Raw genomic sequence first — 25,575 nt, forward strand, 5'->3', positions numbered from 1 at the left:
AACCAACGTATGAGCCGGGAAAACGATGGCGCAATACCGGCGCCGCGCGCCCCTGCCTAGTCTGGATCCGTCGGCCCCACCCGCGCTGCCAGCGGACCAGGCCCACCACCCCAGCTACCGAGACCCGCCATGAACGAGCTTTCCCCGCAGGCACGCCAGACCGCCCCGCTGCGCACCCCGTCCGACCTCAGCCAGCAGGCCGGCAAGGACATCGCCGGCGCGCTCACCGTGCTGCTGGCCGACGTGTTCGCGCTGTACCTGAAGACCAAGAACTTCCACTGGCACATGTCCGGCCCGCACTTCCGCGACTACCACCTGATGCTGGATGAACAGGGCGACCAGATCTACGCCACCACCGATGCCATCGCCGAACGCGCCCGCAAGGTGGGCGGCACCACCCTGCGCTCGATCGGGCAGATCCACCGCATCCAGCGCCTGCTCGACAACGATGCCGACTATGTAACCCCGCAGGACATGCTGGCCGAGCTGGCCGACGACAACCGCCGCCTGGTCCAGTTCCTGCGCGCCACCCACGAGGTCTGCGACACGCACAACGACGTGGCCACCGCCAGCCTGATCGAGAACTGGATCGACGAGGCCGAAGGCCGCAGCTGGTTCCTGTTCGAAAGCACCCGCCCCACCCGCTGAGCCGCGCTTCCTTCCCCCACAGGAGTCCGCCATGAACAACGCATCACGCAGCGCCGCGCCGGTGGGCGCCCCCGCGCCGCCGTTCCAGCTGCCCGCTACCCCCGACCAGCGGCTGAGCCTGGACGAACTGCGCGGCCGCCCGGTGATCCTGGCGTTCTATCCCGCCGACTGGAGCCCGGTCTGCGGCGACCAGTTGGCGCTGTACAACCAGCTGCTGCCCGAGTTCCAGCGCAGCGGCGCGCAGCTGGTCGGCATCTCGGTGGACGGGGTGTGGTGCCATGCCGCGTTCTCCGGGGAGCGCCACCTGCACTTCCCGCTACTGGCCGACTTCGAACCCAAGGGCGAAGTCGCCCGACGCTACGGCGCCTACCGCGAACAGGACGGCGTGTGCGAGCGGGCGCTGTTCGTGATCGACGCCGAAGGCATCGTGCGCTGGCGCTACCTCTCGCCCTTGGGCATCAATCCCGGCGCCGACGGCATCCTTGAAGCGTTGGCGCAGCTTCCCTCCACCGCCGTACTTCCTGCAGGAGCAGCATCATGAAAGGACTGTCCATAGCGGTCAGCGCGAACGACCACAGCCAGGGCCCGCGCGACGCGCCGATCACCCTGGTCGAATACGGCGACTACCAGTGCCCGTACTGCGGCGCGGCGTACCCCGTGCTCAAGGCGGTGCAGCGGGCCATGGGCACGCGGATGCGCTTCGTGTTCCGCAACTTCCCCATTACCGAAAGCCACCCGCATGCGCTGGCCGCAGCCCGATTTGCCGAAGCCGCTGCCGAGGGCGGGAAGTTCTGGGAAGCGCACGACCTGCTCTACGCGCGCCAGGACGCGCTGGCCCCTGACGATCTGAAGGCCTATGCCAGCGAGTTGGGCTTGAACAAGGCGCTGCTGGACGCCGCCGACAACGGTGCGTTCGATCATCGGATCGAGAGCGACTTCATGGGCGGCGTGCGCAGCGGCGTGAACGGGACACCGTGCCTGTTCATCAACGGCGAGCGCTACGACGGCTCCGTCGATGTGGACAGCCTGATCGAATTCATGACCGCACTGGCCTGACCTGTTACGCCGGCGCGCCGGGGCACGCCCCCCTCCCCCACCCGGGGCGCGCCGGCACCTGCATAGGATCCTGCAATGTCCGCATCCCGCCACGTCCGGTCGTTATGGACGGCCCCCACCGTTCATGACGACGCCCTGGGTTCGATCCGCCGGCTCAACGCCGACGACTTTCCGCTGCTGGAACGGATGTCGATCAAGCGCATGCTGCTGGCGCCCGGCAGCATCCGCGAACCGCACTGGCATGCCAATGCCAACGAGCTCGGCTACGTGCTGGCCGGAAGCGTGCTGATCACCATCGTGGGCAACGCCGATGCGGTCATCACCCTACGCGTGCGCGCGGGTGAAATGTTCCATATCGACAGCGGCGCGCTGCACGCCATCGAAAACGTTGGGGACGACAGCGCCGAGTTGGTGATCGTGTTCAGCCATGAGCGGCCGCAGGACTTTTCGCTGCATGCGGCGTTCGGTGCGATGTCCGACGCGGTGTTGGGCAACACGTATGACGTGGATGCGGTTGCGTTCAGCACCCTGCCCCGCGACACCGGCTCGCCGTATCTGGTGAAGCGCAGCGGGCCGTCCGTGGTACCGGACGGGGCCGACCGCGCCGACCCGCATCGCTTCGCCATCGAAGCGCAGTCGCCGCCGGTCGACTTTCAGTACGGCCAGGCGCGGGTGTCGCGCACGCAGTTCTGGCCCGCGCTGCGGAACCTCTCGATGTACTCGCTGCGCATCGCCGATGACGGCATGCGCGAGCCACACTGGCACCCGGAGACGGCCGAGCTGGGCTACGTGCATCGCGGCCAGGCAAGGATGAGCATCCTCGACCCGGACGGCTCGGTGGACACCTACCTGCTGCAGCCCGGCGATATGTACTTCATTCCGCGCGCCTACCCGCACCAGATCGAAGTACTGGGCGACGACGTGCATTTCCTGGTGTTCTTCGACCAGCCCACCCCGGGCGACGTCGGTTACCGACTGGCCGCCACCGCATTCGCGCCCGGCGTACTGGCCGCCACCTTCGGCGTGGACGCGGCCGCGCTGCCAACCTTCCCACGCACCACGCACGACCCGTTGATCGTGGCGCGTCGGAATGCGTTGGATCCGGTGTGAGCCTTCATGCAGGCTGACGCGAGCGCCGCCACTGCAATGGGCTCATCCCCATTTCCACGCGGAACATGTAATTGAACGCCGAGGCTGAGGCGTAGCCCAACTCATGGGCAATCGTCGTCGGCGAACGCCCCTGCGCCAGCCACTCGATCGCGCGCAACAGGCGCAGCCGCGTGCGCCAGGTCCGCAGGCTCATGCCGGTTTCGCGCTCGAAGTGCCGCGCGAGCGTGCGCGGCGATGCGCCCAGCACGCTGGCCCATTCCTCCGCGCTGCGCGCATCGGCAGGCTGGTCGTGCAGTGCTTGGCACCAGCGCTGCAGCCGCGCTTCCTGTGGCCATGGCAGGTGCCGCACGTGCTGGCGCTGGCGGCGCAGCTGGGTGGTGACCAGCGCGCACAGATGCGCGTAGTAGTCCGCATCGTCTTCCGCGCGCACCTGCCCCAGTTCCACGATCAACTCACGCAGCAACGGCGTTACATCCAGCACTGCGCAGTGGTCGGGCATCCCGAGTGCGGGATCGTCGGCCACATACAGGTTGCGGAACGCCGCCGCACTCACCGCGCCGGTGTGGTGCACCATCCCGGTCGGCACCCACAACGCCTGCTGCGGGGTGATCACGTGACGCGCGTTGCGCGCGGTGACCTGCAGCACGCCCTCGGTGGCGAACACCACCTGGTTCCAGTCGTGCGCATGCGGCGGGAAGCGCTCGCCTGCAGCCAGGTGCTGGCTGCGCGCCACCACCGGCCACGGCAGCGTGCGCAGCGGCGGCACCGGCACCTCTTTCCAGAGGCCGCCGGGCGCGGAAGTCGGGGCGTGGCTGCTGATCGACATGATGCGGCATTCTATCGAAAGACAGCCGCACCGGCCTGACTGAGGATGACCTCACTCTTCCCCGGTCGCGTCCATGCCCGCCCCCACGCCCCACTCCGCTTCCCTGAAACCCTGGCAGGTCATCGCCGCCGGCATCTGCGCGCTGGTGCTCACCGTCGGCCTGGCCCGCTTCGCCTACACCCCGCTGCTGCCGCTGATGCGCGTGGATGCCGGGCTCAGCGCCGCGCAAGGGGGATGGCTGGCGACCTTCAACTACCTGGGCTACCTGTGCGGCACCCTGCTGGCGGCGCGGGTCGGCGACATGCAGCAGAAATTCCGCTTCTACCGGATCGGCCTGCTGCTGGCAGTCGGCGCCACCGCGCTGATGGGCGTCACCACCCTGCCCTGGCTGTGGAGCCTGCTGCGCTTCGTGGCGGGCCTTTCCAGCACGGCCGGTCTGCTGCTGGCGTCCGGGCTGGTGCTCAACTGGCTGCTGGCCCACCAGCACCGTCCGCGCCTGGGCCTGCACTTTGCCGGGCTGGGGCTGGGCATCGTGGTCTCCGGCGTGGCCACCGGGCTGCTGGCCGGGCACGCCAGCTCGAGCGCGCAGTGGATCTGGCTGGGCCTGCTCGGGCTGCTGTTCCTGCTGCCCGCCTGGGCCTGGATGCCCCGCCCCACCCCCACCTCCGCCCACGGCGCCACCCAGGCCCCGCCCCCGCCCAGCCAGCGCTGGCGCCGCCTGCTGATCGCCGCCTACTTCTGCGCCGGAGTCGGTTTTGTGGTCAGCGCCACCTTCATCGTCGCCATCCTCGAACAGACCCAGGCCTTCCGCGGCCACGGCAGCGGCGTATGGGTACTGGTCGGGCTGGCCGCCGTGCCCTCCACCTTCGCCTGGGACCGCATCGCCGCCCGGATCGGCCTGATCCGCGCCCTGATGCTCGCCTTCGCCCTGCAGGCCGCCTCGTTCGTGCTGCCGCTGCTGGACGATGGCCTCGCTGCTGGCATCGGCAGCGCCCTGCTGTTCGGACTGACCTTCGCCGGCATCGTCAGCCTCACCCTCACCGTGGTCGGGCGCCACTACCCGCACAACCCGGCCAAGGCGATGGCCAACCTCACCCTCAGCTACGGCGTCGCCCAGATCCTGGCACCGGCACTGGCCGGCACCCTGGCCCGCAGCAGCGGCAGCTACCAGGCGTCGCTGCTGCTGGCAGCAATCTTCATGGCGATCGGCATCGTGTTGTTGGCAGCGATGCCGGATGACACGGCAGATCACGCACGGACGTGACTGCGCGCGACGAGCTCACATGAACGTCGATTCATGCATACGCCGTACGAACGATCAAGCACTTAAGCCCGCGTACCAAGGCCGCAGCAACGAATGTGAAATTTTTTGGTCGAAACGCTTGCCGAACCCTGCAGACCTCCGTATTATTCGCGTCCTCGCCAGCGGCAACGCAGCGATGAAGTGGCCGAGTAGCTCAGTTGGTAGAGCAGGGGATTGAAAATCCCCGTGTCGGCGGTTCGATTCCGTCCTCGGCCACCATGATTTCGAAAAGACCTGCAGAAATGCGGGTCTTTTTTTTTTGCCCGCTGAACTTTGGACGGCGTAGCGCCAGGCTCTGCCAGGCCGCTCTTCGTTCGATCGTCATGAAATCTGACAGATGTCTTCGGTCGCGGTTACACCCGGCTCCTGTATCTGGCCCGTGCCTCACCCCTTCAACATCAAGGCAAGGTTCCATGCAGGAAGAACCACACCTAGTACCGCGAAGGCGACTGCTCCCACGCCCAACATCCATGAGCGCTGCCGGCGGGACGCGCGCGCCCAGAGGCGATTTGCCATGTATCCCGCGATGCAAGCTGACAGAAGGCCGAAGGCGCCCCAAGCCCACCAGACGAATTCAGGGCCCACCAACATGTAGAGAAGGTATCCGCCGATTGCCAAGGAGAACCATAGCCAGAAAAGAGCACCCAGCAGCACATAGACCGCGACGCAGAGTTTTCTCATGGTTTGGCTCAAGACGGCGTGGGCCGACTACCTCGAGGCATTGGATAGCCCAGAGTAATCGAAGGCTGCTGCGTTGAACGTAGAAATACCCTTAGCTGGCTCTGAGTAGGCGCGAGCGGTGCGCCCCTACAACGTGTCTTTGGACGCCGTGTAGCGCGAAGCATTGCAGAAGCAGTTGGGCCTGCAGAAATGTTCCTTTTTCACTCCATTTGCAATCATATGGAGAAATACTCGAACACGGCGATTCGATTGACTCAGTCAATGAGGGACGCTGCGAGCGTCACGGTATTGGCAGTGCAACCCGTGGCAGGCACACTACGGCCCCCGTCATTGAACAAGGATGTCTCATGCGAGCTGTTGCACTTCTGCCGTTGCTTCTCCTCACCGCCGGTTGCGCGCACCAGACGGCGATGACCGCACCGAAGTCGCCGGTTGCGACGATGGTGCCAGGTTGGATCACCCCAGCCGAGGCCGTGTTCGCAGCCAACGAAGATCCGCAGCGCGGCATCAGCGGCACCTTCGTGTTTACCGTCAAGAACACCGACGTCACCGAGCACCGCCTGTACCTCAACAGCGAGCGCGACTATCGCCACCAGCTCGCGTTGAACGTGTCGCTGGACGCTGCACAGCGCGAAGCACTGCAGAAGCAGCTGGGCATGCCTTTGGAGCGCTTGGTCAACCGGCGGCTGCTGGTGACGGGTACGGCACACCGCGCGCGGATCGACTTCACCACCGACGGGAAGCCCACCGGGAAGTACTACTTCCAGACCCAGGTCAAGATCAACGACCCGCGCCAGGTGCGTTTCGCGCCCTGAGGTCAGACGTCTCGTAGCGCCGGGCTCTGCCCGGCGGCTTTTGCTGCAGGCGTCCATGATCCCTGAAACACGACTTCGTTCTGGCTGCACACCCGGACGCTGACCGCGACGGATGGCATACCGGGCTTCGGAATTTCGGGCCGCGCTGCGCGCGGTGTCCGGCCAGCGGCCGGACCTACGAATTGTTACGTAACGCCCGTATATCTGGACACGTCATTCCGGCAGTTCCGAGATCGCGCAATGCCATGGGCCCACGGCTGACGAAACCTTTACATCCGCTTTCACGCCGCCCCCTAAGCTCGGGCCTCCTGTCGGGAGACCCGTTCATGCGCCTTCGCCCTGCCCTGCTTGCCGCCGGCCTGCTGCTGTCCTGTCTCACCGCCCATGCAGCGGAGCCAGTGCGTTCGGTGCCGACGCTGGACATGGGACGCTACGCCGGGCAATGGCATGAGATCGCGCACCTGCCGGTGTCGTTCCAGAAGAAGTGCGTGGGCGACATCACCGCGACCTACGCGCTGCGGGGCGATGGCCGGATCAGCGTGCACAACGCCTGCCGCACCGGCGACGGTGAACGCATCGCCGCCGAAGGCGTGGCGCGCCCGGTGGAGGGCGAACCCGGCCAGCTGCAGGTGCGCTTCGTCCCCGACTGGCTGGCCTGGGTGCCGTTAGTCTGGGCGGACTACTGGGTGATTGCGCTGGATCCGGACTACCAGTGGGCGGTCGTAGGCGATCCGGACCGCAAGTACCTCTGGATCCTTTCGCGCTCGCCGAGCATGGATGCCACGCTGTTTGCCAGCCTGAAGGCCAAGGCCGAAGCCATGGGGTATGACCTGGGGCCGCTGAAGGTGATGGCGCCTGTGGAGTAACCCCAGGGCGGTAGAGCCACGCCCTGCGTGGCTGCCAAGCGGTTTGTGCCACCTCGGGCATTCAGCCACGCAATGAATCATTTCCAGTGCTGACGCGGCAGACTTATGGCGCGTGGCGACGCGTTCATCAATATGGCGCCCGTCGGTCATGGGGCGCGGCGTGGCTCTACCATTCATGGACGCCCTCGGGCACATCTGCACAACCACCATACGCCGTAGTATGCTCACACCTGCAAGAGGACTTTCACCCATGTTCCATCGCCTCCGCCCCGCCCTCACCGTGGCCCTGCTGGCCGGCATCGCCGTTGGCCTGGCCGCCTGCAGCACCAACGTCAAGCGCGTGTCGCCGCCGGCGGCCAGCGTGCAGCAGCTCACCGTGGGCGCCAATGGCAACTGGACCCTGGCCCTGCGCCTGCAGAACTTCAGCTCCATGCCGATGACCTTCGACAGCGTGGACCTGCAGATGCAGGTGGGCGACCAGGACGCCGGCAAGGTGAGCGCACGCCCGGCGATCTCCATCGGCGGCGTTTCGGCCGACGTCATCAACGTTGAACTGCAGCCGACCTCGGCCGCGCGCATCGTGGTCGCCGACGCGCTGGCCGGCAACCGTACCCTGGCCTATTCGCTCAAGGGCACCGTTGCCGCCACCCCGCAGGAAAAGAAGCAGCGCAGCTTCGATATCGACAACCGCAGCACCCTCAACCAGGCCCCCGGCCTGCCCGGCGTGCTGCGCTGATTTCCCCATCTATTTGCATCTGATCGAGACCTGACGATGAGCAGCTACACCGCCCCGCTTTCCGATATCCGCTTTGCCCTGAACGACGTGCTGAAGGTGGAGTCGCTGTTCGCCCGCCTGGGTTTCGCCGACGCCACCCCCGACGTGGTCGACGCGGTGCTGGAAGAAGCAGGCCGCTTCAGCGGCAGCGTGTTGGCGCCGCTCAACAGCGTGGGCGACGAGATCGGCTGCGTGCTCGACCAGGCCAGCGGCGAAGTGACCACCCCGCCCGGCTTCAAGCAGGCCTACACCCAGTTCGTCGACGGTGGCTGGACCGGCCTGACCGCCGCGCCGGAACTGGGCGGCCAGGGCCTGCCGCACACGCTGGGCGTGCCGCTCAACGAAATGATCAACGCCGCCAACCTGGCCTGGGGCAACTTCCCGCTGCTCTCGCACGGCGCCATTGAAGCGCTCAAGCAGCATGGCGAAGCCTGGCAGCAGGACGCCTTCCTCAAGCCGCTGATCGAAGGCCGCTGGACCGGCACCATGTGCCTGACCGAACCGCATTGCGGCACCGACCTGGGCCTGCTCAAGACCAAGGCCGAACCCAATGCCGACGGCAGCTACGCCATCACCGGCACCAAGATCTTCATCACCGCCGGCGAGCACGACCTCACCGACAACATCGTGCACCTGGTGCTGGCCAAGCTGCCCGACGCCCCGGCCGGTGCCAAGGGCATTTCGCTGTTCGTCACCCCGAAGTTCAAGGTCGACCGCGAAGGCAACGTCGGCGAGCGCAATGCGCTGCGCTGCGGTTCCATCGAACACAAGATGGGCATCAAGGGTTCGGTCACCTGCGTGATGAACTTCGACGGCGCCGAAGGCTACTTGGTCGGCCAGCCGCACAAGGGCCTGCAGGCGATGTTTACGATGATGAACACCGCGCGCCTGGGCGTGGGCCTGCAGGGCATCGGCCTGAGCGAGCGTGCCTACCAGAACGCGCTGAAGTACGCGCGTGAGCGCCTGCAGTCGCGTTCGCTGAGCGGCCCGAAGAACCCGGACAAGCCGGCCGACCCGATCCTGGTCCACCCGGACGTGCGCCGCATGCTGCTGTCGATCAAGTCGCTGATCGAGGGCAGCCGCCTGCTGGCCCTGCACGCGGCTACCCTGATCGACGTGGCCCACCACGCCGAAGACCCCGCCGAGCGCGAGCGCGCCGAGACTTTGGTGAGCTTCCTCACCCCGATCTCCAAGGCCTGCCAGACCGAATGGGGCATCGAGAACACCTACAACGCGCTGCAGTGCTTCGGTGGCCACGGCTACATCCGTGAGCACGGCATGGAGCAGCTGGCCCGCGATGCGCGCATCACCACCCTGTATGAAGGCACCACCGGCATCCAGGCGCTGGACCTGATCGGCCGCAAGACCGCCGCCAGCCAGGGCGCCGGCCTGAAGCTGATGCTGGCCGAGATCGAAGCCTTCGCCAAGGCCAACGAAGGCAACGCCGCGCTGGCCGAGTTCATCGCCCCGCTGCGCGCCAAGGCCGACGAGTGGGGCAAGCTGACCCTGGCCACCCTGCAGCGCGCGGCGGCCAACCCGGACGAACTGGGCGCGGCCAGCTTCGATTACCTGTTCTATTCCGGCTACGTGGTCCTGGCCTACTGGTGGGCCCGCAGCGTCGCCGCCGCCGAGGAATCGGCGCAGAGTGAAGCGTTCAAGCAGGCCAAGCGCGAAACCGCACGGTTCTATTTCGCGCGGATGCTGCCGCGCACCCTGAGCCACGCCGCCGCCATCCAGGCCGGCGCGGAGTCGCTGATGGCGATGGAGGACGTGCGTTTCGGGGAGTAATCCGTTGCGCACACAGGTCCGTTGCCTCGAGTGGTGACGGGCCTGCCTGGGCCGCCCTACGGGCGGCGCTACCGGGGCGAGGGGCGCCGACAGGCGCGGGGTATGGAAGGTATGCCCCAGACTGGATTGGATACGGTTTGGGTACAGGCGCGACGCGCCTATACCCAAACCGTAACCAATCCGGTATAAGCTGTTTTCCCGATGGAGACAGACACTACACGCTTAGGTCTGATCGATACCGGAGCCTCGCCAGCCCCGGTCGCCGAGGTATCGCCGATCGCCACGCTGCATCGGCCCGGCAGCGTCCGATTGCTGTCCCTGGACGCCCATGGCCGCGTCCTCGACTGGATCACCTGGCAGGACGCCGCCTGCCTCTACTCGCGCGACGCGGTCTCCTGGACCCTGGGCGACCCCTGCCTGCATATCCACGGTGGCATCAACCGCCTGACCGGCCTGCAGAGCGGGATCGACCTGCACCCGATCATCGCCGCGCGCGGCCATGCCCGCTCGCGCGCCATCGACCCTACCCCGAACCTGTCCAACCAGGCCCTGTTCGCGCGCGACGCGCACCTGTGCATGTACTGCGGCCAGCAGTTCCACCGCCCGCAGCTGACCCGCGACCACGTCATGCCGCTGTCCAAGGGCGGCCTGGACGTCTGGGAAAACGTGGTCAGCGCCTGCTTCCACTGCAACTCGCGCAAGAGCGACCGCACCCCGCAGCAGGCCGGCATGCCCCTGCTGGCGGTGCCGTACCGGCCCAGCTGGATCGAACACATGATCCTGTCCAACCGCAACATCCTGGCCGACCAGACGGCCTTCCTGAAGGCGCAGCTGCCCAAGCGCTCCAAGCTCGCCGCCTGACCCTGCGACCACTTGTCGCAGGGCACCCTCACTGTCTGCTCACCGGCACAGCGGTTTGCTTGCCCCACCCCGCTTTGGGGGCGAAAATAGGCGCTTGAGAAGAAGCGCGAAAAACATGATCGATTCCGCACGCTATCCCCGCCTGTCGCGCATCCAGAACCCGGATGACCTGCGCAGGTTCGATGAATCCGAACTGCCCGCCATCGCAGATGAACTGCGTGCCTACCTGATCGAGTCGGTCGGCAAGAGTGGCGGCCATTTCGGCGCCGGGCTGGGCGTGATCGAGCTCACCGTGGCCCTGCACTACCTGTACCAGACCCCGGTCGACCAGCTGATCTGGGACGTGGGCCACCAGACCTACCCGCACAAGATCCTCACCGGCCGCCGCGACCAGATCCACACCGTCAAGCAGAAGGACGGCGTGGCGCCGTTCCCCAAGCGCGAGGAAAGCGAGTACGACACCTTCGGGGTCGGCCATTCCTCCACCTCGATCTCGGCCGCGCTCGGCATGGCCATCGCGCGCCAGCGCGAGGGCGACGACCGCCGCGTGGTGGCGGTGATCGGCGACGGCGCGATGACCGCCGGGATGGCCTATGAGGCACTCAACCACGCCGGCGGCATGGACAACGAGCCGAACCTGCTGGTGATCCTCAACGACAACAACATGTCGATCTCCGAGGCGGTCGGCGGGCTGACCAAGATCCTGGGCCGCGCCACCGGCAGCCGCACCCTCAACGCACTGCGCGAGGGCGGCAAGAAGATCCTGGGCGACAAGAAGAAGTCGCCGTCGGCGCGCTTCGTCAAGCGCTGGGAAGAACACTGGAAAGGCATGTTCGTGCCCTCCACCTTCTTCGAGGAAATGGGCTTCCACTACACCGGCCCGATCGACGGCCATGACGTACCCGCGCTGGTGGCCACGCTGAAGACGCTCAAGGGCCTGAAGGGCCTGAAGCTGCTGCACGTGATGACCACCAAGGGCAAGGGCTACGAGCGCGCCGAAGGCGACCAGATCGGCTACCACGCGGTCGGCCCGTTCGACCCGGACAAGGGCCTTGTTTCCAAGGGCGGCGCCAAGAAGCCCACCTACACCGACGTGTTCAGCGATTGGCTGTGCGATGCCGCCGCCGCCGAACCGCGCCTGCTGGGCATCACCCCGGCCATGCGCGAAGGCTCGGGCCTGGTGCGTTTCAGCAAGGAATACCCGGAGCGCTACTTCGACGTGGCCATCGCCGAGCAGCACGCGGTGACCCTGGCCGCCGGCATGGCCACCCAGGGCGCCAAGCCGGTAGTGGCGATCTACTCCACCTTCCTGCAGCGCGCCTACGACCAGCTGGTGCATGACGTGGCGGTGCAGAAGCTCGACGTGCTGTTCGCGATCGACCGCGCCGGCGTGGTCGGCCCGGACGGCGCCACCCACGCCGGCAACCTGGACCTGAGCTTCCTACGCTGCGTGCCGAACATGGTGGTGATGGCCCCGTCCGACGAGGCCGAGTGCCGCCAGATGCTCAGCACCGGCCTGCAGTACGAGGGTCCGGCTGCGGTGCGTTACCCGCGCGGCAGCGGGACCGGCGTGGACGCCGGCACGGACCTGTCCACGCTGGAGATCGGCAAGGCCGACCTGCGTGTGCAGGGCAGCCGCATTGCGTTGCTGGCCTTCGGCAGCACCGTACCGGCGGCCGAGGCCGTGGGCCGCGAGCTGGGGCTGACCGTGGTCAACATGCGCTTCATCAAGCCGCTGGATCGCACGCTGCTGCTGGAGCTGGCCAAGACCCACCAGGGCTTCGTGACCATCGAAGACAACGTGGTGGCCGGCGGCGCTGGTTCCGGCGTGGCTGAACTGCTCAACGCCGAAGACGTGCTGCGCCCGTTCCTGCACCTGGGCCTGCCCGACAGCTTCCAACACCACGCCAGCCGCGAAGACCTGCTGGCCGAAGCCGGGATCGACGCGGCCGGCATCCGGGCGGCGGTGTTGAAGCGGTGGCCGAAGGTGGCAACGCAAGCCGCGTAACGGTTACCGGATTTCAAACTCCGCCCGGCACCCACCGTTCACCCACACCCCATCGCGATCATGACCCCACGTACGGCCTTCAACGCAGGCCGTACGTGAAGTCTGGCGCACCAGCCGCACGTCGCGGCGCACGCTCACGTTGCAGCGGCGCATGCGCTGGTCGTTGGAATCGCAGCTGATGATCTGGCCGCGCCCGCCGCCCCAGCCGCCGCCATTGTTGCCATTGTTACCCCAGCCGCCCCCATGCGAGGGACGGCCGCGCTCGGCAATGAACTCGGCGCGGCAACCGCGGGTCACCCACACGCCGTTACGGGCCTGGCCCCAGGTGTCGCCCTCGATACAGGGCGACCCGGACAGCTGGCGCACCAGGCGCGCACGGCCATCGATCGGGCATTGCTGGGTACGGTTCTTGATCGACTCGCAACGCACCGGGCCGTCGTTGTAGCGGTCGTCGTAGCGGTCGTCGTAGCGCTGCGCCTGCGCGCTGCCGGCCAAGGCCATCAGGGCTGCCGGCAGCAGGGCCCACATTCCGATCTGCGTTGTCTGCTTCATTGCGGTGTTCCTCGTGCCGGTGGATGAATAGGCACAGGATCAGCGAAATTCCGCACTTCGCCTATAGGCCGGAAGGGGTTATTTCAGGCGCGATTCAACAAGCCGACGCGGAGCTGAAACTCAGTCGTACTGAACGGCGTCCACGAACGCCTCGCCCACTTCCACCCGTACCGCGCTGCTGTCGCCGGTTTCGGCATGGTGGGCGCGGGCCAGGTCGTTGGCGAAATCGAAGGCGACTGCGCCACTTTCAAAGGGGACCGGCGCAGCATCAGGCTGGACGACCTGCCATTGGTGGTCCTGGTGTTGCACTTTGATCATCATGGGAGCGGCCTCGGTTGGCTTCCTGCGGGGGCAAGGCGCGGCCTGCTGCTGGGCAGGGTCCGCGCGGGGGATCTTGCGTGGCGTGGGTTCCTTCCCGACGCTGGAGAAAAGATACGTGCGGACTGCCTGCCGGACTATCGGATTAATCTGAATTTATTGCCCGCCAGTCCCCAGAAAGTTGAATGGCCTGGAGGGTTTGAACTGGGCCAGGGCATCGCCGGCGAACACATTGCGCTGGTCAGGGCCCAGATCCAGTTTCAGGACCTGACCGGTGGCCGCGCTGAAATCGACCTTGTTGAGGTCCACCCAGAAGGTATTCGGGGTCAGCGCGGATTCGAAGAAATACAGTTTCCGCTTATGGTCGGCCACGGTTCGCCAGCGCGTGGAGGAAATATTGGGCTCATCCGGCGTGGTGATCCCGAACGGCACCGACGCATTGCGGATCACGCTGAACACGCTGGCCAGCGCCACGCGCGGATCCTCGCTCTTGGGAATCGCGTTGATATAGAACTTGGCGCGGGTAAACCGGTCCGACGCGCGGTTGGTACCCGGCAACATCACCGTGCCGCCGATCTGCTGCCAATACGCATTCAACGCCAGCTGCTGGTCGAACACCGGCGAGTTGGTCATGACCTGGTATTTGCGGTCATGGTGGATCACCTGCTTGCCGCCGATGTATTCGATGATGGCGCTATCACCACTGGCATCGGACAGCGAAAGGTGCAACGTGGCAGTGCGGTCTTCGCCAGGCAGTTTGTCCGTCACCAATGTGTACGGCTCGCCCTCCAACGCCTTGACCGCTTCGGCCACGCTGGCGAAGTTGTCCAGCACGTACTGCGCCCACAGCGAAATGGCCAGTCCGGGCTTGCCGTTGCCGTGCTGCGGATACTGCGACTCCACCAGCCACAGCACGTTGGCGGCCAGCCCCTTTTCATTGAGCCCATCGGTAGTGGAAATGTCGTAACCGCTGGCGATCACGCTGCCGTATTTCGACGTCCATTCGATCGACTTCGGCCCGGCCTGCCCGGTCCGCTTCATGCCCTGCGGGAACACCCACAGGTTCGTTGCAACGTCCTCCTTCCAGTCCATGGAACGTGCGGTAATGACATCGTCGTTGGCCCCCAGGTACACCACCCGGGTGCAGGCATCGGCCTGGGCGGCAACCAGGGTCAGTGCAACGGCCAACAACGTGGGGCGCAACGACAGCGGAAAACGCATGGCAACACCTCGTGTGCAGGAGAACCTAGAAGCGCCACTCCAGGCCGAGCCCGGGGCCGGCCATCGCAGCGTCGAAATCGAGATAGCGGTTTACCTGGCGCATCGCGAGATAGCGGTAACCCAGCCGCAGCCAGGCGTGGTCGGTGACGCGCACGCCGTAGCTGGCCATCAGGTCCCAGCGCACCGCATCGCTGGCGCTACCGAGCGCCCACACCGTAATGCCCTGCCGGTCGCTCAACGTCCAACCCAGCCGCACGCCGAGCACCGGGTCCACCCAGTTGCGGGAAATATCGACCCCGCGGCCCAACGCCGGCACATCCACCTTGCCGCGCAGGTGCCAGTAGCGCGCACCGCCGATGACATCCATGCCCCAGCGGGTTTCGTCGATGAAGCGGTAGTGCCCCATCAGGGCGGCTGTGGCAACACGCGTTTCGAGCGTCGCAGGCAGCCCAACACGCGGCACCACGGCGTCTTCGCTGGTATCGACCCAGGTGAAATCCGAAAGTATTCCCCAGCGTCCATGGCGCGCATCGATGATCGCCATCGCCGCCATGTCCAGATGCTCGAAGGTGTCGCTGAAGGACTTGTGCACCGTCACCGGCGCCAGCGGTGGCGCATTCACGTCTGCCTTCACGCTGGCACCCCAAACGTAGGGCACCACGCTGAGCTGCCAGTCGTCCTGTGCGAACGCAGTGCACGGCAACAACAGGCACGACAACCACCAACCGCGCATATCCGATCCTGGAGTGGAGGGGTGTTCAACCCCATCACACCGCAATCACGGTGATGGCATGGTGAACCGGTGCGCTTAGCGCTCTACCGGCAGCGACATCACAAAGCGCGCGCCACCGCCCGCGGCCTCTTCGGCCACGATGCTGCCGCCATGACGCAACAGGATCTCGCGCGCCAGGTACAGGCCCAGGCCGCTGCCGCTGCCACTGGGCCGCAGCCGGTGGAATGGCTCGAAGATCGACTGCCGTGCCTGTTCGGGCACGCCATCGCCTTCGTCGCTGACCGACAACAGACCGGTGGGCTGCAGTTCCACCATCACCGTTCCGCTGCCACCGCCATGCGCGATGGCATTCTGCAGCAGCCCGCTGATCACGCGGTGCAATGCGTCCGGATCGCCGCGCACCCACACCTCCGCATCCGGTGCATCCACCTCGAATGCGTAACCGGCGTCGATCAGCAGCGGCGCCACGTCGCCGGCCACCTCACGCGTGAGTGCGGCCAGGTCGACCCGCTGGTGCTGGCTGCGGTGATGGTCCAGCCGCTGCAGGTCAAGCAGCTGCTCGGCGATGTTGCTCAACCGGCCCAGGTCGCGCTGCAGGCGTGCGCGCACCTGCCCGGGTGGCAGGTCGGCAATGCGCGTTGCGAGGATCGCGATCGGCATGCGCAGCTCGTGCGCCGCGCCGACCAGGAAGCGGTCCTGCGCGTCGTAGCTTTCACCAATGCGGCGCACCGCGGCATTGAACGCGTCCACCAGCGGCACGATCTCGCGCGGCACCGCGTGCGTGTCGAGGCCACGCCCGCGTTCGGTGATCTGGATCGCCGCAGCCTGCGCAGCGACCCGGTTCACCCCGCGCAGCGAGCGGTGGATCGCCCACGGCGCCACTACCAGGGTAATCACGATCAGCGGCAGCGTGATCCAGCCACCGAGGTAGCCGATCACTACCAGCAACTGCCGCCAGAAGCCGCGCTGCGGCAGCCCGCCCACCATCACGTGCAGGCGCCCTTCTTCGTGGTCGGACACCCACACGCGCATTGCCAGCTCCAGCCCGCGGCTGCGGGTGCGCACGTCGGTGGGTTCCACATGCGCCAGCTGGTCGGCCAGTGGGCGATACACCGCCGGGACCGTGCCGTGTTCGAGGCGATGGCCCTGCTCGTCGGCGGCGGCAAACCAGAAGGTTGCCGGGCGGTCCGGCGCCGCCGCGTCCACTGCCGCCCAATCCACCTGCAGTCTACTGCCCTGCAGCCGGATCGCATCGGCCACCGCTTCGCTGGTCTTCCAGTCCACGTAGGCGGTGCTGCGGTCGCCATAGACCAGTGCAATGCCGGTCAGTGCGATCAGCACCATCGCCACCTGGATCAGGCAGATCTTCCACGCAAGGCTGAAAGACAGCGAGCCGGGTTTGAGGAACTTCATGCGGTTTCCTTCAGCAGGTAGCCGATGCCGCGCATCACATGGATCTCCACCTGCGCATCGGCATCGGCCAGCGCGCGGCGCAGCTTCGAGACGTGCGCGTCCAACGCGTTGGACTGGATGTCGTCGTCGAAGCCGTACACCGCTTCCTGCAGCGCCGCGCGCGCCACCGTGCGCCCCTGGCGAAGGGCCAGCGCTTCGAGCACCAGCAACTGCCTGCGCGGCAATGCCAGCAACGCACCGCCCACGCGCGCTTCGCGCGCCACGAAATCGAACTGCAACCGGCCCAGCGTGAGCATCGGCAGGGTGATCTGCGCTGGCCGCCGCGAGATCGCGCGGATCCGCGCCAGCAGCTCTTCCACTGCGAACGGCTTGGTCAGGTAATCGTCGGCGCCTACATCCAGACCGACCACGCGGTCGGCCACCGAATCGCGCGCGGTCAGCATGATCACCGGCAGGTTGGGCACGTGGCTGCGCGCCACCCGCACGAAATTGGCCCCGTCACCGTCGGGCAGCTGGCGGTCCAGCAGCAGCACCTGGTGCACCCCGGCCTTGAGCGCCTCGGACGCCTGCGCCATCGACACCACCAGGTCCACCACCATGCCGTGGCGGCCCAGGCTGGCCTGGATGGCACCGGCCAGTTCGGGGTCGTCTTCGAGCAACAGGATGCGCATGGGCGGTGCAGGCGGGGGCAGAGGCCGCCGATGGTACCGCGCCCGGCGGCGCAACGTTCCCACAATGTCCGGGGGACATCATGGCGGTTTGATCGTCGCCTAGGAGCGTTACCCATGCACAGCGGATCACGGAAGACAGCAGCGGCAGGCCTTGTCCTGGTCGGGTTGCTGGCCAGCGGCAGCGTACTCGCCCAGGCCGCTCCCGGGGCCAAGCCACGCAGCAGCGTGGGCCTTGCGGTGGTCGCGCAGAAGTCGCCCTACGCCGGCTACGACACCGACGTGCTGCCGGTGCCGGTGATCAACTGGGAAGGCGAGCGGTTCCACTTCCGTGGCGGCAGCTTGGGCTACAAACTGATCAGCACCGAACAGACCGAAGTCTCGCTGCTGGCCTCGCCCTACTTCATGCGCTTCAAGCGCAACGATACCAACGATCCGCAGATGCGCCAGCTCTCCAACCGAAGCATGTCGGCCATGGCCGGCGTCGCCGTGCGCCACACCGCACCGTGGGGCGTGCTGCAGGGCAATGTGCAGGCCGAGGTCAGCGGCCACGGCGGCGGATTTGCCGCCGACGCCAAGTACACCTACCCCATCCCCACCGGCCGCCTCGTGCTGGTGCCCGGCGTGGGCGCGCAGTACGCCAGCAGCGACCTCAATGACTACTACTTCGGCGTGAGCGCAGTGGAAGCACAGCGCAGTGGGCTGGCGGCCTACAGCGCCGGCAGCGGCGTTTCGCCGTACATGGACCTGAGCGCGGTAATGCCGCTGGGCCCGCATTGGACCGCAACGGCATCGCTGCGCCGCACCCTGCTGTCCGATGCGGTGAAGGACAGCCCGATGACCGTGGGCGACCACATGGACAGTGCGCTGCTGGCGCTGAGCTACGGGTTCTGAGCATGCGCACCGGCATCGTCCGTCGCGTCGCCACGCTCGCGCTGCAGATCGAACCCGACCGCAGCCGCGTGCTGCACTGGATCGTGCACACCCCGCTGGCAGCACTCGGCGGGCACACCACCTTCGAGCTCGCCTGCAATGGCCAGGGCGAGCGCGTGGTGGACCTGCTGCGCAGCCTGCTGGAACAGTCCGGGCCGCCGCCATCGCACCTTCCGCACGCAACGGTGGCGCGCTGATCGCCGCTAACCTGCCCCTCCCCCGGAGCCCGCATGAGCCGTCCCTTCCCCCTGATCAGCACCACCGAACCGGCCGATGTACCGGCGCTGGCCAGCTCACTGATCGAGTTCGACCGCGCGGTGCAGGCCCTGATTGCGCAGGATCCCGATGCCTACGGGCGTTTTTCCCGCGCGTACGTCACCGCGATGTTCCGCGCCTGCCTGTTGCCGCCGGACCCGGGCGCGGGCACGCCGCGCGGACGACCCGACCCTGAAGTGGCGCAGGCGCTGAAGCAATGGATCCACGCGCAGTTGCAGCTGCACCCGGGCGAAGGCGACGACCATCGCCTCACCGCTGCACGACGCGCAGCGCACGGGTTCTGGCTGCAGTCGATGGCATGTCCGATCGACGACGACGGGCAGCCGCGCGCGGCGCGCCTGCTGGAAGGCCTGCTGGCCCTGACCCGGCCGCTCTGACGCCTGCGATGCACCCTCACGGCGCGTTGCCACCGCATCGCTAGGCTGCTCCTGTTTCCTCAGCGTGGGTGTGGCAATGCGAGCATGGATGGGTCTGATGCTGGTGGCGTTTGCGGCGCCTGCATGGGCGCAGCAGGAAGACGACCAAACGCCGGCCTTCGACCGGCCGGGGCTGGGCTTTGCGGCGTCGGTGCTGCCCGCCGGTGGCGTCGCCCTTGAGCTGGGCCTGCCCGCTTACGAGCGCGACCGCGACGATGCCGGAACGCGCACCACGGAGTACGGCACTGATCTGCGGTTGCGCGTGGGATTGGGCGCGAACTTCGAACTGCAGGCCTTCGGCAGCCCCTGGAATCGCCTGCGCGAAGCGCCGCGCAACGCACCTTCGACCACCACGCGCGGCGCGGGCGACGCGGGCCTGGCGCTCAAGTTCGCCCTGCCGCTCGATTCCGAGCGCCATGCCGTCGCGCTGCTGGCCAGCAGCAGTTTCGATACTGGTTCGCGTGATTTCAGCGAAGGCGGCACCCAGTACCAGCTCGGCGCCAGCTACGAGTACACCTTCAACGACCGCTGGACCGGCGCGCTCTACGGCAACGCCACCCGTGGCGCCGGCGAAGACGCCTTCGAGTGGTCGCCCAGCCTCAGCCTGGCCGTAAGCGACAACGTCAGCGCCTACATCGAAGCCGGATTCACCCACACCGACGGCGAACCCTCCACCTCGGTGGCCGGCGCCGGCCTAACCTGGATGCCCGCCCGCCGCGTCCAGCTGGACGCCTCCTTCGACCTCGGCCTGGACCGCAACAGCGCGGATCTACAGGCCGGGCTGGGGGTGTCGTTCTATTTTGAGTGAGTGACGCGGCTCCCCCCATCCGCAGGGCCAAATACGACCCGATAGACAAAACTAATGGATTTGTCGAAATTGTTGTGTAAGATTGTGTAGACACATCGCCGTCCGCGTGCGTTCCTGTGCGGATGGACAGCAACGAACTCATGAAGCGATTGCGGGCGGATGGCTTCGAAGTCGTTTCGGTGCGCGGAAGCCACCACAAGCTGCGAAAGGGGGCGAGAACAGTGATTCTTCCGCATCCAAAGAAGGACCTGCCCCCAGGAACCGTCAACAGCATTCTGCGGCAAGCCGGATGGAGAACCTGATGCTTTACCCCGTCTATGTTCATCAGCAGGAGGACAGTGCCTACGGCGCAATTGTCCCGGACCTGCCCGGCGTCCACTCTGCTGCCGATGAGCTGGAGCAGCTGCCCCGCATGGTTCAAGAGGCGGTGGAACTGATGTACGACGGCGAGACGAAGGCGCCGCCGATGCCCTCGCCTCTCAGCGTTCATCTCAACCAACCGCAGTATCAGGATGGATTCTGGATGCTCGTCGATGTAGACCTGTCCAAGGTCAACACTCGGGCCGTACGCCTCAACATCAGCCTTCCTGAGTATCTGGTTGGAAAGATCGACCAGGCCGCAGCGGCGAGGCGCATGTCGCGCTCTGCCTTCCTTGCACTGGCCGCCGAACACGAATTGAGCCATTAGCGCGCAGGCGTCACCACAACAAAAAGCCTGCGCATCGCTGCGCAGGCTTTTGCGGTTCTACACGCTGCGACCTTGCGGTCAGGTCACCTTCTTGGCGACCGTCATGCCCAGCAGGAACAGCACGACGGCGATGATGATGCCTGCCCAGAACAGGAACTTGGCCACGCCGATGGCGGCGCCGCCGATGCCGGCAAAGCCGAGCGCGCCGGCAATGAGGCCGATGATGGCGAAGATGATGGCCCACTTGATCATGATGTTCCTTTGCCCGGAGTGCGGGATGACTGACAGGCCTCCACGCTATCGATCCGCCTGTGCCGCATGGGTGAATGAGACGCGGGCAGCGTGTGAAGGCCCTACCGAGTCTGAACGGCCCTCGCTACGTATTCAGGAGCGCTTGTAGGAATTTTCCGACGAACGGTATCAGCCGGCTCCACGACTTAACACGCAAGTGGTTGATTTAAAAGCTCGCTCACGCAACCTCTCATCACAGCACTGAATGTGTGATCGTTGCCTCAATTTCACCGCATGGTCACAATGATGACGTCCCACAACGGCCAACACCGTCATGCGCGCATTCGTCACCAAGCAGCACCCGGCATTGCTCAAGGTCTACTTCGCGGCCTGTTACGTCGTGCTGATTGAAGAAGTGATCCGCGCGGTCAGCTGATCGCGCAACCGCCGCTGCCTCAGCGCAGCGACGTACCGTCGGCGCCGGGCGCTGTCCCGCCGGGTGGATTTGTCACCCTCTCGATTTCCCTGCGCAGCTCGCGCATCTTGAACGGCTTCTGCAGGCCGTAGCGTCCTTTAAGGCGCTCCGGAAGACTGTCCGGCCCATAGCCGGTTAGGAACATGTAGGGAATGCCACGTGCTTCGAGCAGGTCGGCAACCGGGAATGACGGCGTACCTGCCAGGTTCACGTCCAGCAAGGCCACATCGAAGCTGCACTGCTCAGCCGCGCTCAACGCATCGTCCAGCGTGCCAGCCAAGGCCACCACCTCGTAGCCCTCGTCGACCAGATAGTCCTGGACCATCATCGCGACCATCGACTCGTCTTCGACCACCAGCACGCGCCCGTTCAAGGGTGTACCCGCATGTCGTCGTCCAACGGTGGGAACAGCACCCGGTAGCGCAGGCCATCCGGATCGAAGTCCAGTTCCACCTTGCCGCCCAGGTCGTGCTTGAGGCCCTGTTCAAGCAGCCGCGAACCGAAGCCCCGCTGGCTCGGCGATTGCACCGGCGGTCCTCCGCTCTCCTGCCAGACCAGCTCGATCATGTCGCGGCCGGCAACCTTGTGCTTGTCCCATTGCAGCGACACCCGTCCTTCCGCCCCGGACAGCGCTCCGTACTTCACCGCGTTGGTGCCAAGCTCATGCAGCGCCATCGCCAAAGCCAGCGCGCGACGCGGTTCCAGCCTGCAGGGTTCGCCCTTGATATCAAAGCGCTGGTCGCGGTCGTCGGCGTGCACCGTCGCGGTAGCCTGTATCAGCTCCACGATGTCGGCGCTGTGCCAGTTTTCGCGGGTCAGCACATCATGCGCCGCGGCCAGCGCCATCAGACGCTGCTCAACCTTCTCGCTGGCCTCGGCCACGTCCTGCGCGTTGCGGAAGGTCTGCCGTGCGATGGACTGCACCATCGCCAGCGAATTCTTTACCCGGTGATTGAGCTCGTTGATGAGCAGCTGCAGGTGCTGCTCGTGACGCTTGCGCTCGGTTACGTCACGGGTACTGCCTGCAATCGCCTCCACCTCCCCGTCCGGCCCGATCACCGGAGTGAAAATGTAGTCGTAGATCCGCACGCCCTCGGTAGCGTGCGGAAACGGCACATCACCGCGGATGGGCTGCTTCGTCGCGATCACCCGGTCGATTTCGGCATCATGCATGGCCGCATGCCAGGGCTCGTATCCGATCTCCAGGCAGGTCTTGCCCATCGCCTCATCCCAGGTCATGCCCCACATGCTGAGCAGCGCCTTGTTGGCGTAGATGAAGCGGTGATCCAGATCGAATACGTATGAAAGATCGGGCGTAGCCTGCAGCAGGGCCTCATAGATGCGCCACTTGGGGGTGTCTTCTTCCTGCTCCTGCAACACGGCTTGAACCCTGTGAATTTCGGCCGAGCATAGGGCCGCCGCCGTGAAGCCCGGATCACGCCCAGATAATGGTTTCTGCATGGGCTGGTAAACCAGACCGGCGTACTCGCCGACCGGTCCGGACACGACAAAACCGTAACGCTGATAGGCGGCCACGGCGGTCAGCGACGCCCGCACCGTAACCACTTCCGCCCGCGCGCAATCCAGCAGCGCGTCCATAAGCGCCCGGCCAATCCCCTGCCCCTGCCAGCCCGGGGCCACGAACAAGGTGGCCACGTGCTGTCCGCCCATCAGCTCGGCCACGCCGACCACTTGGCCGTCGGCCTCGTACACGAACATGTCGTTCTCATCGGACAGCCGCCCGGCAAACCCGTCGACCGAGACGATCCCGGCAAAGGTGGCGATACCCTCCGGGCCCAGCGACGGCGCAACTGCCTCCATGAAGGAGGCCATGCACACCGCACTGGCCTGCTCCAGATCGACAGCCCGCACTCTCCTTGTCGCCATCCGCCTGCGCCTGATCCTTGGGTTCCGGTCTGGAACCGACAGGGAAATGGTAACGGGGTGGCGGGCGGTAGGCGCCGGTTACCAGCGGTGCATGGCCTTCGGTACCTGAAACAGTGCCTTTCAAGACAGGCTTGATTGACAGCCAGTTAATCGGCGACCGGGATTGGCGTCCCGAATCAAAGGAGCAGCAGCGCCTATCCAAGTACATGGGGAGGCGCCCGAACTTACTTCTATTGAGGACGTCTTTCATGCACATCGATCCCTTCGCCGCGCCGTCGCGCGTCACCGTTGACCTCACCTACTACTTCAATGCCATTGCCGAGACCTTGGACTGGGGCAGCCCCGCCTGGGTCACGCTCGAGTCCAAGCTCCGAACCGATATCCGTACATCAGATCAGCTGACGATGGGCGAGATACTGAAGGCGATCTCATCGACGCGCTGCGATGCCACGGCGAAGCCGGGAACGCAGGTGCACCGCCTGATCGGTGCCAACGACCCTTCAAGGCACGAGGTGTTCCGCGCAATCCGCAAACTGCTGCGCATCTACGACCTGCGCATTGTCGAGCTGCTTGCACTCATCGATGTAATCGAGCGATGCCCTGGCAACGTCGAAGACATGAGCATCAAGAACCTGCTTGCGCTGATCTCGCTCGTGGATCTGGAAGAGGTGCCGATAGCACCGCTTGCACCGCCGCCGTCAGGATCGGGCGCACCCGCTCCCGCCCATTAGCAACTCCCCCGTGAGTACGCACCTATGAAGAAGGCCCCTAATGGGGCCTTCAGTCGATGACCGGGCCAACCTGCGTCAGCGCGGCCCCACGCGCCTCAGGCGGCCGGCCTCGTTGTTGATCTTGATAGCCGCATCAATGATCTTCCGGACACGATCGATCTGGTGCGAGACTTCCTGCAGTCCGACCTCGGCGCCCATGTTGTAGTCCGCGCGCACCCTATCGGTCCTGGCAGTAGCCAATGCGGTCAACATCTTCTTCTTCAACGGAACAAGAGCGCTTAGATCCACCCCATTGCTTTCGGTGCGCCACTCGCTCAGACGTTCGAAAAGTTCGGTGTGCGATACGTGCGTTACCCCGGCTGGGCATTTGCGTGACCTTGGAAGCTGGGCGGCGAATGAATGCAGGACATGAAATGCCGCATAGTACGACCGACTGGACGCTGCCCGGAGCGTGACCTCGTCGGAATGCTCGCTGGCATGCCTCTTCGCAAAATCACGAAGATGCTCAGGCGATATCGCCATTTCTCACCTCCGCCAGCGTCGGAACGAAGGCGACACTGACGGCCCAGGAGCTCGCAGCCGGGTAGTCGGCAGCTACCAGATCATCCAGAAAATCCCACTCCGCGGCGCTGCTGACACTGGGGGGAGCATGGATCAACACCTGGAAGTGCAGCGTAGCCGGACCGGACTCGTTGGGAACGAAGGAAGACTTTACTGCAATGACCTTCAGACGCCGCTGCCGCAGGTATCTGATCGCACACCCTATGGGCTCGGACCAGGCGTCGTCTGCCAACCCGTAAGCCGTCTGCAGCACCTTCGCGTCCTCCGCAGTAGCCGTGTAGGAACTGCAGGGCAACGGGTCATCCGCTCCATCGCCTTCAACGTTTGCCCCCGCCTGTCGCACTTCGACGGAGGCCATAGCAACGTCGGCTTCCGGAGCGTCGCTTCGGAGCAAACCACCGGAGGACGCCAACTTCTCACGAACCTGGTAGGCGTCGAGTAGAAGTCCGACGTAACCCAACAAACTTGCAGTTGCGCGCAGTGCAGAAGCGTGACCCTCCAGCTGGCCGCGAAGCGCCAGGAATGTCGCTTTCACCTTGGTTACCTGCCCTGTCACGCACAGCATCGCCAACCAGCGCACAACAAGGTTGGGGTTGTTTGGCGAAAGTCGAAGCGCTCGAGCAAAGTGCTCGTCTGCGGCGTCGAACGCATCGGTGACGGCACAGGCATAGGCACGCAGGTCCCATGCACTTGAGGCGTCGCCCGACGCAAGCTCGTCACTGCGCTTCTGCAGCCTGCGCACGGTAACGGAGTCGTTGGCGCCGGTCTTCAAAGCCTCGAACGCATCGCCCAAGGTCTCATTGAAGATCGTGTCGTAAGCGGCATTAATAGCCATGATCGTACGGCCAGTTAACGGGGGCGCCACCCTACTACTGCATGAAGGTCAAAACAGTGCGCATCGTTACAACTATGGATTGTGGCGTGCAG

31 protein-coding genes, 1 tRNA gene and 1 pseudogene are annotated in these 25,575 nt (G+C 65.7%); 19 read left to right on the top strand and 14 right to left on the bottom strand.

Annotation, left to right across the window (positions count from 1 at the left end; all coding sequences use genetic code 11):
- Positions 1 to 129 precede the first annotated feature (129 nt).
- The 4 genes from PDM28_RS12820 to PDM28_RS12835 all read left to right on the top strand — a co-directional run bounded on the left by PDM28_RS12820 (position 130) and on the right by PDM28_RS12835 (position 2,814).
- Entirely contained in the window at positions 130 to 648 is a 519-nt protein-coding gene (locus PDM28_RS12820; protein WP_070209378.1) for a Dps family protein, read from the top strand.
- Between the two features lie 31 nt (positions 649 to 679).
- Complete coding sequence (locus PDM28_RS12825) at positions 680 to 1,189, top strand: redoxin domain-containing protein (RefSeq protein ID WP_311182326.1); 510 nt, start codon at positions 680 to 682, stop codon at positions 1,187 to 1,189.
- Positions 1,186 to 1,704 (top strand): DsbA family protein, encoded by a 519-nt coding sequence (locus PDM28_RS12830; RefSeq protein WP_102944577.1) that lies wholly within the window; start codon positions 1,186 to 1,188, stop codon positions 1,702 to 1,704. The genes PDM28_RS12825 and PDM28_RS12830 overlap by 4 nt, the downstream gene beginning before the upstream one ends.
- A gap of 75 nt (positions 1,705 to 1,779) precedes the next feature.
- Entirely contained in the window at positions 1,780 to 2,814 is a 1,035-nt protein-coding gene (locus PDM28_RS12835) for a cupin domain-containing protein (RefSeq protein ID WP_311182327.1), read from the top strand.
- 4 nt (positions 2,815 to 2,818) lie between these two features.
- Here PDM28_RS12835 and PDM28_RS12840 read toward each other — a convergent pair whose 3' ends face one another.
- On the bottom strand, positions 2,819 to 3,640 hold the full coding sequence (locus PDM28_RS12840) for an AraC family transcriptional regulator (protein ID WP_311182328.1): 822 nt from the start codon (positions 3,638 to 3,640) through the stop codon (positions 2,819 to 2,821).
- 73 nt (positions 3,641 to 3,713) lie between these two features.
- On the opposite strand from PDM28_RS12840, the gene PDM28_RS12845 reads away from it, so the two are divergent.
- Positions 3,714 to 4,904, top strand: coding sequence for a YbfB/YjiJ family MFS transporter (locus PDM28_RS12845; protein ID WP_311182329.1), 1,191 nt, complete (start codon positions 3,714 to 3,716; stop codon positions 4,902 to 4,904).
- 182 nt (positions 4,905 to 5,086) lie between these two features.
- A tRNA-Phe gene (locus PDM28_RS12850) sits at positions 5,087 to 5,162 on the top strand.
- A 165-nt stretch (positions 5,163 to 5,327) separates the two neighbouring features.
- On the opposite strand, the gene PDM28_RS12855 is transcribed toward PDM28_RS12850, so the two are convergent.
- On the bottom strand, positions 5,328 to 5,624 hold the full coding sequence (locus PDM28_RS12855; RefSeq protein ID WP_311182330.1) for a hypothetical protein: 297 nt from the start codon (positions 5,622 to 5,624) through the stop codon (positions 5,328 to 5,330).
- 347 nt (positions 5,625 to 5,971) lie between these two features.
- On the opposite strand from PDM28_RS12855, the gene PDM28_RS12860 reads away from it, so the two are divergent.
- From PDM28_RS12860 to dxs, 6 genes are all read left to right on the top strand, one after another.
- Positions 5,972 to 6,439, top strand: a complete 468-nt coding sequence (locus PDM28_RS12860; protein WP_311182331.1) for a hypothetical protein — start codon at positions 5,972 to 5,974, stop codon at positions 6,437 to 6,439.
- Between the two features lie 326 nt (positions 6,440 to 6,765).
- A complete protein-coding gene (locus PDM28_RS12865) occupies positions 6,766 to 7,305 on the top strand; it encodes a lipocalin family protein (RefSeq protein WP_311182332.1) in 540 nt (179 codons plus the stop codon).
- Positions 7,306 to 7,555: 250 nt separating this feature from the next.
- Positions 7,556 to 8,041: an LEA/WHy family protein gene (locus PDM28_RS12870; RefSeq protein ID WP_070209387.1), complete on the top strand. Its 486-nt coding sequence runs from the start codon at positions 7,556 to 7,558 to the stop codon at positions 8,039 to 8,041.
- A 36-nt stretch (positions 8,042 to 8,077) separates the two neighbouring features.
- Positions 8,078 to 9,868: an acyl-CoA dehydrogenase C-terminal domain-containing protein gene (locus tag PDM28_RS12875; RefSeq protein WP_311182333.1), complete on the top strand. Its 1,791-nt coding sequence runs from the start codon at positions 8,078 to 8,080 to the stop codon at positions 9,866 to 9,868.
- 201 nt (positions 9,869 to 10,069) lie between these two features.
- Positions 10,070 to 10,729, top strand: coding sequence for an HNH endonuclease (locus PDM28_RS12880; RefSeq protein WP_311182334.1), 660 nt, complete (start codon positions 10,070 to 10,072; stop codon positions 10,727 to 10,729).
- A 115-nt stretch (positions 10,730 to 10,844) separates the two neighbouring features.
- Positions 10,845 to 12,737 carry a 1-deoxy-D-xylulose-5-phosphate synthase gene (gene dxs / locus PDM28_RS12885; RefSeq protein WP_311182335.1) on the top strand — a complete coding sequence of 631 codons (1,893 nt, stop codon included), beginning with the start codon at positions 10,845 to 10,847 and terminating at the stop codon, positions 12,735 to 12,737.
- Positions 12,738 to 12,740: 3 nt separating this feature from the next.
- Here dxs and PDM28_RS12890 read toward each other — a convergent pair whose 3' ends face one another.
- The 6 genes from PDM28_RS12890 to PDM28_RS12915 all read right to left on the bottom strand — a co-directional run bounded on the left by PDM28_RS12890 (position 12,741) and on the right by PDM28_RS12915 (position 17,645).
- Positions 12,741 to 13,289 (bottom strand): DUF3011 domain-containing protein, encoded by a 549-nt coding sequence (locus tag PDM28_RS12890; RefSeq protein WP_311182336.1) that lies wholly within the window; start codon positions 13,287 to 13,289, stop codon positions 12,741 to 12,743.
- 120 nt (positions 13,290 to 13,409) lie between these two features.
- Positions 13,410 to 13,610, bottom strand: a complete 201-nt coding sequence (locus PDM28_RS12895; RefSeq protein ID WP_102944566.1) for a hypothetical protein — start codon at positions 13,608 to 13,610, stop codon at positions 13,410 to 13,412.
- Between the two features lie 153 nt (positions 13,611 to 13,763).
- Positions 13,764 to 14,828 (bottom strand): linear amide C-N hydrolase, encoded by a 1,065-nt coding sequence (locus PDM28_RS12900; protein WP_311182337.1) that lies wholly within the window; start codon positions 14,826 to 14,828, stop codon positions 13,764 to 13,766.
- A gap of 25 nt (positions 14,829 to 14,853) precedes the next feature.
- Entirely contained in the window at positions 14,854 to 15,561 is a 708-nt protein-coding gene (locus tag PDM28_RS12905) for a hypothetical protein (RefSeq protein WP_311182338.1), read from the bottom strand.
- Positions 15,562 to 15,636: 75 nt separating this feature from the next.
- On the bottom strand, positions 15,637 to 16,974 hold the full coding sequence (locus PDM28_RS12910; protein WP_311182339.1) for a sensor histidine kinase: 1,338 nt from the start codon (positions 16,972 to 16,974) through the stop codon (positions 15,637 to 15,639).
- Entirely contained in the window at positions 16,971 to 17,645 is a 675-nt protein-coding gene (locus PDM28_RS12915) for a response regulator transcription factor (protein WP_311182340.1), read from the bottom strand. The genes PDM28_RS12910 and PDM28_RS12915 overlap by 4 nt, the downstream gene beginning before the upstream one ends.
- Positions 17,646 to 17,759: 114 nt before the next feature.
- On the opposite strand from PDM28_RS12915, the gene PDM28_RS12920 reads away from it, so the two are divergent.
- The 6 genes from PDM28_RS12920 to PDM28_RS12940 all read left to right on the top strand — a co-directional run bounded on the left by PDM28_RS12920 (position 17,760) and on the right by PDM28_RS12940 (position 20,763).
- The gene (locus tag PDM28_RS12920) at positions 17,760 to 18,536 is read left to right on the top strand and encodes a MipA/OmpV family protein (protein WP_311182342.1); all 777 of its coding nucleotides are present in this window, start codon (positions 17,760 to 17,762) and stop codon (positions 18,534 to 18,536) included.
- A 2-nt stretch (positions 18,537 to 18,538) separates the two neighbouring features.
- Positions 18,539 to 18,772 (top strand): hypothetical protein, encoded by a 234-nt coding sequence (locus PDM28_RS12925; RefSeq protein ID WP_311182343.1) that lies wholly within the window; start codon positions 18,539 to 18,541, stop codon positions 18,770 to 18,772.
- A 33-nt stretch (positions 18,773 to 18,805) separates the two neighbouring features.
- Positions 18,806 to 19,228: a hypothetical protein gene (locus PDM28_RS12930; protein ID WP_311182344.1), complete on the top strand. Its 423-nt coding sequence runs from the start codon at positions 18,806 to 18,808 to the stop codon at positions 19,226 to 19,228.
- A gap of 88 nt (positions 19,229 to 19,316) precedes the next feature.
- Positions 19,317 to 20,075 carry a transporter gene (locus PDM28_RS12935; RefSeq protein ID WP_311182345.1) on the top strand — a complete coding sequence of 253 codons (759 nt, stop codon included), beginning with the start codon at positions 19,317 to 19,319 and terminating at the stop codon, positions 20,073 to 20,075.
- 140 nt (positions 20,076 to 20,215) lie between these two features.
- Positions 20,216 to 20,377, top strand: coding sequence for a type II toxin-antitoxin system HicA family toxin (locus tag PDM28_RS19310; protein WP_253256665.1), 162 nt, complete (start codon positions 20,216 to 20,218; stop codon positions 20,375 to 20,377).
- On the top strand, positions 20,377 to 20,763 hold the full coding sequence (locus PDM28_RS12940) for a type II toxin-antitoxin system HicB family antitoxin (RefSeq protein ID WP_102945002.1): 387 nt from the start codon (positions 20,377 to 20,379) through the stop codon (positions 20,761 to 20,763). Before PDM28_RS19310 ends, PDM28_RS12940 begins: the two co-directional genes overlap by 1 nt.
- 78 nt (positions 20,764 to 20,841) lie before the next feature.
- Here the strand turns inward: PDM28_RS12940 and PDM28_RS12945 are convergent, their stop codons facing one another.
- The 4 genes and pseudogenes from PDM28_RS12945 to PDM28_RS12960 form a co-directional block, all read right to left on the bottom strand.
- Positions 20,842 to 21,015: a DUF1328 domain-containing protein gene (locus PDM28_RS12945; RefSeq protein ID WP_070207834.1), complete on the bottom strand. Its 174-nt coding sequence runs from the start codon at positions 21,013 to 21,015 to the stop codon at positions 20,842 to 20,844.
- A 434-nt stretch (positions 21,016 to 21,449) separates the two neighbouring features.
- A complete protein-coding gene (locus tag PDM28_RS12950) occupies positions 21,450 to 21,842 on the bottom strand; it encodes a response regulator (RefSeq protein ID WP_311182346.1) in 393 nt (130 codons plus the stop codon).
- On the bottom strand, positions 21,839 to 22,846 hold the full coding sequence (locus tag PDM28_RS12955) for an HWE histidine kinase domain-containing protein (RefSeq protein ID WP_102945001.1): 1,008 nt from the start codon (positions 22,844 to 22,846) through the stop codon (positions 21,839 to 21,841). The genes PDM28_RS12950 and PDM28_RS12955 overlap by 4 nt, the downstream gene beginning before the upstream one ends.
- Before the next feature lie 87 nt (positions 22,847 to 22,933).
- A pseudogene (locus PDM28_RS12960) lies at positions 22,934 to 23,356 on the bottom strand (GNAT family N-acetyltransferase); the annotation flags it as partial.
- A gap of 248 nt (positions 23,357 to 23,604) precedes the next feature.
- Here PDM28_RS12960 and PDM28_RS12965 point away from each other — a divergent pair.
- Complete coding sequence (locus tag PDM28_RS12965) at positions 23,605 to 24,087, top strand: hypothetical protein (RefSeq protein WP_311182347.1); 483 nt, start codon at positions 23,605 to 23,607, stop codon at positions 24,085 to 24,087.
- Between the two features lie 75 nt (positions 24,088 to 24,162).
- On the opposite strand, the gene PDM28_RS12970 is transcribed toward PDM28_RS12965, so the two are convergent.
- Complete coding sequence (locus tag PDM28_RS12970) at positions 24,163 to 24,609, bottom strand: hypothetical protein (protein WP_311182348.1); 447 nt, start codon at positions 24,607 to 24,609, stop codon at positions 24,163 to 24,165.
- Positions 24,593 to 25,483 (bottom strand): tetratricopeptide repeat protein, encoded by an 891-nt coding sequence (locus tag PDM28_RS12975; protein ID WP_311182349.1) that lies wholly within the window; start codon positions 25,481 to 25,483, stop codon positions 24,593 to 24,595. The genes PDM28_RS12970 and PDM28_RS12975 overlap by 17 nt, the downstream gene beginning before the upstream one ends.
- Positions 25,484 to 25,575 lie beyond the last annotated feature (92 nt).

It is taken from the genome of Stenotrophomonas aracearum (assembly GCF_031834615.1).
Taxonomy (GTDB): domain Bacteria; phylum Pseudomonadota; class Gammaproteobacteria; order Xanthomonadales; family Xanthomonadaceae; genus Stenotrophomonas; species Stenotrophomonas aracearum.